This window comes from Streptomyces sp., assembly GCF_035563135.1.
GTDB lineage: Bacteria > Actinomycetota > Actinomycetes > Streptomycetales > Streptomycetaceae > Streptomyces.
Genome location: NZ_DATMVN010000247.1, coordinates 1 through 3,971 on the forward strand (window position 1 = coordinate 1; position 3,971 = coordinate 3,971).

Here is a 3,971-nt window from a genome sequence, read left to right on the forward strand (position 1 = left end):
GGCCCGGCAGGGGGCCGGCGGCCGGCGACGGCTGAGCGCGGCCCCGCTACGGCTTGCCGCGCCTGCCGCGCAGATGCTCCGCGACCGGGGTCAGTGCCGTGTGCACTCCGGCGAGCTCCTCGGGGGACAGCAGGTCCATGAAGTGCCTGCGCACCGACTCGACGTGGTGCGGCGCGACCCTCCGCATCGTCTCGCCGCCCAGGTCGGTGAGGACCGCGAACAGGCCGCGCCGGTCCGACTCGCAGTGCTCGCGCCGGACCAGGCCGGCGTTCTCCATGCGGGTGATCTGGTGCGAGAGCCTGCTCTTGGACTGCAGCGTCGCGGAGGCGAGGTCGCTCATCCGCATGCGCTGGTCCTCCGACTCCGAGAGGTTGACCAGGATCTCGTAGTCGTTCATGGTCAGGCCGAACGGCTGGAGGTCCTTCTCCAGCTGATGTGTCAGCAGTCTGCTGACGTCCAGGTGGGTGCGCCAGGCGCACTGCTCGGCATCGGTCAGCCAGCGGGTGGCCGTCTCGGTCTCCATGTATGGATTCTACCTAAGATGTTGAAAGCCGGACGAAGTCTGGGAGTGTGACGCCTCGCACGCACTGCCGGGCGTCACACTCCGCAGACTACCGTTCACAGCCCGAAGCGACGCTGGAGGTCCCCCAGCTGACCGGGCATGCGGGGTGTGGAGCCGTGTTGACCGCCGCCCCCGGAACCGCCTCCCGGCACACCCGGCTCGTGCGGGACGGCTCCCGTCGCCTGCTCGGGCATCAGCAGCTCGGTCGACTGGAGCAGGACCGTGCCCGCCCCGACGAACTCGAACTGGTGCTCCTCCCCCGAGGTGCCGCCGATCCCGGTCAGCGAGCGCAGGCCGCCCATCACGCCCGTCATGTAGCCGTGGTCGTAGTGGTGGCACGGCGAGGGGCAGTCGGCCCACCCCACCAGCGCCTGCGGGTCCACCCGCAGCGGCGGCTCCATGAAGACCACCGGGCCGTTGGACGCGGCGACGAACTTCCCCGTCCCGATCAGGGTCAGGAAGCCCGGCACGATCGACTGCTTCAGGGCCAGCGTCGGCTGGTAGGCCAGCAGGTTGCCGGACCTGATCGTCAGGTTGCCGTCCTCCAGGTCGAAGGAGTTCACGTCGAAGGCCCGGTCGGCGAGCAGCATCTTGCCGCTGCCCTCGGCCACCACCCAGTCGCTCGCGTGCAGCGGGGAGTGGAAGCTCGTACGGATCAGCCGCTCGAAGCGGCCGTGCCCGATGCCGTTGAAGTCGATCTGCCCGTAATAGGCGATCATCTTGCCCTTCTGCAGGAACCACTGGCTCCCCTTGAGCTCCACACAGAAGGTGTACGCGTTGACGTTGTCGTCCGACGGCAGCGTCATCGGATCGAAGGCCCCCTCGGGCCCGGCGGCCCCGGGGAGGCCCCACTCCGGCATGCTCACAGCTTCTCCTCCGACGCCTGGACGTACACCGCTCCGTTGCCGCTGAGCTCCAGCTGGAACGCCTCGCCCGAGCCGCGCCCCACCATGTCGCGCCAGCCGAGCGCGGTGGACAGCTTGTTGGCCACGTCCCCGTGGTGGGCGACGTAGGCCTGCGGGTCCACATGGACCGGCCTGCCCGGGGTGATCGGCAGCTCGATCACCCCGCCGTGCGCCATCACGGCGACCGCGCCGTGGCCCTTGAGCGTCGTCGTGAACAGGCCCTGCCCGGTCACCTGGCCGCGCACCATGCCCATCACCCCGCCCTGGGAGCCCAGGAACAGGGTGCCCTGCTGGAGCGTCCCGTCGAAGGCGAGCAGCCGGTCGGCCTCCACGCAGAGGGTGTCGCCGGCGAGGTCGATCACCTGGATGTGGTGGCCGCCGTGGCCGAACATCACCGTGCCACTGCCCTCGACCGTCATCAGCGGGGCCGCCTCGTCGGCCACCCGCCTGCCGATCATCGACCCCAGGCCGCCCTGTCCGCCCTGGATGTTCGGGGTGAACGAGACGTCGCCCCGGTACGCGAGCATCGCGCCGCGCTGGCTGTACATCTTCCGGCCGGGGCTCACCACGGCCTCGACCATCTTCGAGTTGATCTCACGGAACGGCATCAGACATCGCCCCCGAGGGTGTTCCGTTCGCTGGGCTGTACGTAGACGAGGCCGTCGCCCTCGAAGCGGATCTGGAAGGACTCGCCGGAACCCTCACCCATGAACGTCCGGAAGTTCACCCCGGACCGGAAGTGCTGCTGGAGCCTGCCCTGGTGGGCGATGTAGGCGCCGGGGTCGACGTTCAGCGGGTACTGGGGTGCCACCCGCAGCGCCACGGCCGATCCGTCCGACAGGATCGCCGCCCGGCCGGTGCCCTCGACGGTCGTGGTGAACAGCCCGTTGCCGTTCGCGCCGCCGCGCAGGCCCGTGAAGGAGGTGCCGGTGCGCAGTCCGGCGTCGGTGACCAGCAGATTGCTCGCCTCGACGTACAACGTGTCGCTGTGCAGAGAGACGAGGTTGATCTCACTCGCCCGGTCCGCGAAATAGCAGGTGCCCTGCCCCTTCACCTCCATCATCACCATCTGTTCGCCGGTCAGCCGGCGGGTCACCATGCCGCGCAGGCCCTCACCGCCGCCCGACATCTTCTTGAAAGCCATCCGGCCGTCGTACGCGACCATCGAGCCGTTCTTCGCCTTGACCGCATCGCCCGTCAGATCGACGGCGAGCGTCTTGCTGCCTTGGAGTCGGAACATCGCCACGGTGCGACGTTAGCCGCAGTGCGCTCCGCCGGACAGGGACCGGCGGCCGATCCCCTCCCCGGCATGACCCTGATGCGCACTGATACGCGCAGCGCCGGCCGGACGGCGACCCCCCGCCCGGGGGGCCCGGGAACGATGCCACAATGGCTCTGCTTGTGCCTGCGTTCACAAGCCGACACGCCCCTCCCACCGAAGGTGCCCTCGTGGACATCAAGACCGCTTCCGCCCTGCACCGGCTGCGCCTCATCTCGCTTCCCGAGGCGCTGTCCTTCCCGGCGCTGCTCATCTTCGGCTCGCTGCTCATGCGGGTCTCGGACATCGACTTCCTGATGCCGCCCCTCGGCGCGCTGCACGGCCTGCTCTTCACGATCTACGTGATCTTCCTGCTGGACGTATGGGTCAAGGCCAAGTGGCCGCTCAAGCGCGTCGCCCTGTTCTTCCTCCTCGCGGTGGTGCCCTTCGGCGGCCTCTACGGTGAGAAGCTGCTCAAGAAGTACGAGGCCGACGGCGTCATCGCCGCCCGTGCCCGTGCCGAGGGGACGGTCAGCGCGTGATCGTCGCCTTCTCCGTCAGTCCCCTGGGTGTCGGGGAGGACGTCGGCGAGTACGTCGCCGACGCCGTCCGGGTCGTCCGCGAGTCCGGGCTGCCCAACCGCACGGACGCGATGTTCACCTCGGTCGAGGGTGAGTGGGACGAAGTCATGGACGTCGTCAAGCGTGCGGTCGCCGCCGTCGAGGCCCGTGCGGGCCGCGTCTCCCTGGTGCTGAAGGCCGACATCCGGCCGGGCGTCACCGACGGTCTGACCTCCAAGGTCGAGACGGTGGAGCGGCACCTGGCGGGCTGACGCCCCGTCCGCGCACCGCGCGCCCCGTACGAGAGCCCGCGCGCCCCGCGTACGGGATCGCCCGCGCCTCCCGTACGAGAGCCCCCGCGCACGCCGGGAGCCTCCCGTGCGCATGAAGAGCCCCCGGCGCCGGGGGCTCTTCCCGTTCGGCCGAAGAAAACCCCTCACTCGGACCTGCCGGGTCGACACGGCGTTCGGTCTCCCCTTCTGTGGGGACACCGGCGTGTTCCGACCACGGGAGGCCTGATGCCGTCGGAGTGCTACGACCACGACAGCCGCAGCCGTCCCCCGGGGCCGCTCGGAGAGCCGCCCGCGGCGGGGTACCGGGTGCGGTACCGCGGCCTCCCGCGCGCCGAGAGGTACCGAATAGGAACAGCCCTCCTCATGGCGCTCGCTCCCGCGCTCGCCGGACTG

At 70.0% G+C, this 3,971-nt stretch carries 6 protein-coding genes; 2 read left to right on the forward strand and 4 right to left on the reverse strand.

The window, feature by feature from the left end:
- Positions 1-46 precede the first annotated feature (46 nt).
- The 4 genes from VN520_RS10610 to VN520_RS10625 all read right to left on the reverse strand — a co-directional run bounded on the left by VN520_RS10610 (position 47) and on the right by VN520_RS10625 (position 2,707).
- Entirely contained in the window at positions 47-523 is a 477-nt protein-coding gene (locus VN520_RS10610) for a MarR family winged helix-turn-helix transcriptional regulator (protein WP_325746619.1), read from the reverse strand.
- Between the two features lie 95 nt (positions 524-618).
- Positions 619-1,422: an AIM24 family protein gene (locus tag VN520_RS10615; RefSeq protein ID WP_325746622.1), complete on the reverse strand. Its 804-nt coding sequence runs from the start codon at positions 1,420-1,422 to the stop codon at positions 619-621.
- Positions 1,423-1,424: 2 nt separating this feature from the next.
- Positions 1,425-2,075: an AIM24 family protein gene (locus VN520_RS10620; RefSeq protein ID WP_325746620.1), complete on the reverse strand. Its 651-nt coding sequence runs from the start codon at positions 2,073-2,075 to the stop codon at positions 1,425-1,427.
- Positions 2,075-2,707: an AIM24 family protein gene (locus tag VN520_RS10625; protein ID WP_325746623.1), complete on the reverse strand. Its 633-nt coding sequence runs from the start codon at positions 2,705-2,707 to the stop codon at positions 2,075-2,077. The genes VN520_RS10620 and VN520_RS10625 overlap by 1 nt, the downstream gene beginning before the upstream one ends.
- Positions 2,708-2,916: 209 nt before the next feature.
- Between VN520_RS10625 and VN520_RS10630 the strand changes: the two genes are divergently transcribed.
- Both VN520_RS10630 and VN520_RS10635 read left to right on the forward strand, forming a co-directional pair.
- Complete coding sequence (locus tag VN520_RS10630; RefSeq protein WP_325746621.1) at positions 2,917-3,267, forward strand: DUF3817 domain-containing protein; 351 nt, start codon at positions 2,917-2,919, stop codon at positions 3,265-3,267.
- The gene (locus VN520_RS10635) at positions 3,264-3,557 is read left to right on the forward strand and encodes an MTH1187 family thiamine-binding protein (RefSeq protein WP_031091528.1); all 294 of its coding nucleotides are present in this window, start codon (positions 3,264-3,266) and stop codon (positions 3,555-3,557) included. Before VN520_RS10630 ends, VN520_RS10635 begins: the two co-directional genes overlap by 4 nt.
- Positions 3,558-3,971: the final 414 nt, after the last annotated feature.